Origin of the sequence: Microcystis sp. LEGE 08355 (assembly GCF_015207185.1) — a bacterium.
GTDB classification, from domain to species: domain Bacteria; phylum Cyanobacteriota; class Cyanobacteriia; order Cyanobacteriales; family Microcystaceae; genus Microcystis; species Microcystis panniformis.
In genome coordinates, this window is the sequence record NZ_JADEXI010000414.1 from 1 (window position 1) to 4174 (window position 4174).

The window sequence follows — 4174 nt, forward strand, 5'->3', positions numbered from 1 at the left end:
CCAGGTACCGGGGTGGAAGCGGCAGCGGGATTTTTAGAATCTTTGTCACCGGAAAAATTTATCTTTTCCCCTTCTCAGTTACAGTTGACAAAATTAGCCCTATTTGTATCGGATGTTTTAGCAGAAGCGGAAAAAGAGTTAATCGATCTTAAGTATTCCCGTGGGGAAATTCGCACGGTAATGACGGTAATTAAGTCTTTACCCTCCCTCAAGGAAGCAGATAATTTAAGTCTGCGGGAACAGTATTTTATTTATCTAAATACGGGAAAAGTATTTCCTGTCTTTGCTCTTTTTGCTCTATCGATGGGGATTAACAAAAATATCGTCGCTTCTCTGTTCACCTCCTATCTCGATCCCGATAATATTATCGCCCATCCCCGACCTTTATTAAGGGGCGATGATTTAATTAACCATTTACACCTGAAACCTAGTCCGATTATCGGTAAGTTATTAACCGAGGTACAAATTGCCCAAATTGAAGGCAAAGTTAAAGTTTTTCAGGAGGCGATCGATTTTGCTAAAAAGTTATTATAAGTGGTTGGTTATAATTAAATTAAAAATGGATTTTAGGTTCGATCCCCCCTTAATCCCCCCTTAATAAGGGGGGCATCTGACAATTTTTAACGCCTACCTACTTAAGTGATTGAAGAACACAGAAGTGAGGCTCTGTTCCCTATTGATAACCGTCCCTGGGAACTAATTTTCTGAGCGAATTTTAAACAAAAACACGATGTTGCAGGGAAGGCATTTGTCGTCGCACTTGTTGCAGACGTTGGGGATTAATTTCGGCAATTGCCACTCCCGCTTCTTCCCCCGCATCGGCTAAAACCACACCCCAAGGATCGATAATCATAGCGTGACCGTGGGTGTAACGGCGTTCGTAATTATTGCCCGTTTGAGCGGGAGCTATTATATAACAAGTATTCTCGATCGCTCGCGCTTGTAACAAAACTTTCCAATGATCTTTCCCTGTAAAAGCTGTAAACGCCGCGGGTACAAATAAAACATCGGCTCCTTGCTGCGATAAATAGCGATAGAGTTCAGGAAAACGCACATCATAGCAAATCGAGAGGCCAATTTTTCCGAAGCTATCGGAGCCATAAATTGGCGGTAAATCAATCCCTGCCATGACTGTACTCGATTCCTGATAGGTGTTACCATCCGGGACATTGACATCAAAGAGATGGACTTTTTGATAACGGGCTAATTCCGCACCGTTGCCATCAACTAAAATAGCCGTATTATAGGCCTTATCGGCAATACCCGTCACTGGCACGGGAAAACCGCCCCCTAAAATGGTCACTTGAAACCGTTGGGCCATGGTGCGGAGGAATTTATCGGCTTTGAGAGCAATAGTCTCGGACTGGGCGATTTTATCGGTTTCTGCCCCCATAAAGGCGAAATTTTCTGGTAAACCGATTAATTCCGCCCCTTTACCCACGGCAAGTTCGATCAATTCTTCAGCGGCAGCGAGATTTTTCTCTAAATCCGGCTGACTGGTCATTTGAATGGCGGCGGCGAGATAGGATTTCATGGGGGTTGAAGCTCTAGAGTCAGATAATCTCTGTAAAATTAATCATAACCTTCGATTATATCCAATTTCAGATATTTTGTCACCCCATGAGTAAAATTGTTTTCTGTGACTTTGATGGCACTATCACCGCCGTGGAAACTTTTGCGGGTATGCTCAAAGAATTCGCCCCCGATTTATCAGCCCAAATTATGCCCCAAATGTACGCCCGTACTCTGACTCTGCGCCGGGGTGTTCGTCAACTGCTAGAGTCGATACCGAGCCAAAAATACGCCGATATTCTCGCCTATGCCGAAAGCAAGCCAATTCGTCCCGGATTAGCTGAATTCCTCGCTTTTTTACAGGAGCGAGCCATCCCTTTTATTATTATCTCTGGTGGTATCCAAGGCATGATTGAAACGGTCTTAAAACGGCAGGGACTATTAGATAAGGTGACGGCAATTTATGGGGTCAATCTTCATACGCAAGGGGAATATCTGCAAGTTCATTCCGATTGGGAAAATGAGACAGAATTAGTGGCTAAAGCTTTGATTATGGCCAAATATTCAGGAGTAGAAACTATTGCGATCGGTGATTCCGTTACCGATATTACCATGGCTAGAAGGGCCGATCTAGTTTTTGCTAGGGATCGTTTAATCGATTATCTGCAAGCGGAAAATCAACCCTATATTGCTTGGGATAACTTTTTTGAGATTCGCGAATATCTATTATTGAGAGATTAGGGATTGGCTGTTAAGTAGCTGGTTGTAATTAAATTAAAAATAGATTTTAGGTTCGATCCCCCCTGCCCCCCTTAATAAGGGGGGTGCCGATAGGCGGGGGGATCTGACAACTTTTAACACCTACCTACTTATAAGTAATGGTTAGGATAGGCAAGAGGCAATGATTTTCGCCGTCTCATTCCCAAGCTCCGCCTGGGAATGATTTTTGAAGGCTCTGCCTTCTGTGAAGATTACTCAGGAGGCAGAGCCTCTCATTAAACATTTCTAGGCAGAGCCTAGAAACGAGAGATTCTAACATCCAAGACCAACCCGTTAAAAGATTTTTTACTACCCTACTCTCAAGGGCAACAATAATTATAAATTTTTGTTAATTTCTGTTGGTTTACACTTGACAAAATCGGGGGGAGATTAAAATACACTCGTGGCTTTGTCTTGTCATTGAGGAACTAGCTTAAAATTTAGTGATTGGCAATTTTGAAAAAACCAATTTTTCTCCCTTGCCAATGTCGCTTAATTCGAGATTTTTTCCTTTAAAGGGGAGTCAGAACATTTGTTTGTTTATTTATTTTGAGGAAATTTTCTGAGTATGAAAACTTCGACTGCGATCAAAAAACTTTCGATAGTTAGTGCTGGAGCATCTCTTTTGGGAGCAGCAACAAGTTTCGTAACCTTACCTGCTTCTGCTGCTGTCACTGTATTAGACTTCGAGAACATTGCGCCATATCCAAATAGTAACAACGTACTTGTACAAGGTTTCTATAACGGTGGCACAAGCAGTATTGGAACTACAGGGACAAATTATGGGGTAGAGTTTTCATCCAATGCCCTGTTAATTTGTCTTAACACTCCAGGTATAAGTTGTAGTAATACATCCCGCGGTGGATTAGGGAATCCAAATTCTCAGAAGGGTGCCTTATTTTTCCTGTCTGGTTCTGAAACTTTCATGAATCTTGCGAGTGGTTTTGACACTGGATTCTCGTTCTTTTACACAGGGATCTTTCTGTCAGGGAGTATCAGTGTGTATGATGGACTGGATGGAACAGGTAGTTTACTTGCCAGCTTATCTCTTCCGACGACTTCTAGCAATTGCGATCCTGTTTACTCCGCTGGTTTTTGTCCATTTGTACCGGTTGGCGTTGGTTTCGCTGGTATCGCTAAATCCGTTAGTTTTGCTGGTGTTGTCAACCAATTTGTATTTGACGATATCACATTTGGAAGCGTTACTCCAGATCCTAAACCTGTACCTGAACCGGCTTCAGTTTTAGGTTTACTTGCCATTGGTTTTCTTGGTGCGGGTTCAGTCTTGAAGCACAAATTAAAATAAAAAACTGGCAAATCTAGCCTTAAATTGGCAGCGATCGCACTATATTGATAAAGTGCGATCGCTTTTTTGGGTTATAATAGTAGAAGTGTGAATGACTAAAGTAAAATTGAAAGTCTATCTTGATACGAGTGTTCTCAACCGAATCTTTGACGATCAGACTCAAGCCAGAATCTATTTGGAGTCAATCTCGATGCAATTAATTTTCCTGCTGGTGGAGAATGAAACAATAGAAATTGTCTCTTCTGATGCGCTAGTATATCTGAACTTCCCCCATACATATATACCATAATAGCCGAAAACCCTTATCCATCAATGGATACACCCCCTTAACATTTCTTAATGTACCCATGTAATTTGTAACATTTCTTAATGGACAAGAATTCTCTCTATTTGCTAAAATGATAGCCATGTATATAGAAAAAGTTCCTAACCGTAATTCCCCCCCCGCCGTTCTTCTTCGGGAGTCCTACCGAGAAGGAGATCAAGTCAAAAAAAGAACCCTTGCCAATCTCTCAAAATTACCCGATGATATTATCGACAATCTAAAACTGGCTCTTAAAGGAGCAACACTGTCCATGACTGAAGGCATTCCCAATC

At 41.9% G+C, this 4174-nt stretch carries 3 protein-coding genes and 2 pseudogenes; 4 read left to right on the forward strand and 1 reads right to left on the reverse strand.

The window, feature by feature from the left end:
- Nucleotides 1-534 (forward strand): annotated as a pseudogene (locus IQ242_RS18140) (CCA tRNA nucleotidyltransferase); the annotation flags it as partial.
- A 181-nt stretch (nt 535-715) separates the two neighbouring features.
- Here IQ242_RS18140 and IQ242_RS18145 read toward each other — a convergent pair.
- Nucleotides 716-1534, reverse strand: coding sequence for a carbon-nitrogen hydrolase family protein (locus IQ242_RS18145; RefSeq protein WP_193960933.1), 819 nt, complete (start codon nt 1532-1534; stop codon nt 716-718).
- An 86-nt stretch (nt 1535-1620) separates the two neighbouring features.
- Between IQ242_RS18145 and IQ242_RS18150 the strand changes: the two genes are divergently transcribed.
- From IQ242_RS18150 to IQ242_RS18160, 3 genes and pseudogenes are all read left to right on the forward strand, one after another.
- Nucleotides 1621-2253, forward strand: coding sequence for an HAD-IB family phosphatase (locus IQ242_RS18150; protein ID WP_193960934.1), 633 nt, complete (start codon nt 1621-1623; stop codon nt 2251-2253).
- Between the two features lie 586 nt (nt 2254-2839).
- A complete protein-coding gene (locus IQ242_RS18155; RefSeq protein WP_193960935.1) occupies nt 2840-3577 on the forward strand; it encodes a PEP-CTERM sorting domain-containing protein in 738 nt (245 codons plus the stop codon).
- 407 nt (nt 3578-3984) lie between these two features.
- Nucleotides 3985-4174, forward strand: a pseudogene (locus tag IQ242_RS18160) (tail length tape measure protein); the annotation flags it as partial.

Coding starts and splice junctions, on each gene's coding strand:
- IQ242_RS18145 (WP_193960933.1), bottom strand. CDS start 1,534: ATGAAATCCTATCTCGCCGCCGCCATTCAAATGACCAGTCAGCCGGAT.
- IQ242_RS18150 (WP_193960934.1), top strand. CDS start 1,621: ATGAGTAAAATTGTTTTCTGTGACTTTGATGGCACTATCACCGCCGTG.
- IQ242_RS18155 (WP_193960935.1), top strand. CDS start 2,840: ATGAAAACTTCGACTGCGATCAAAAAACTTTCGATAGTTAGTGCTGGA.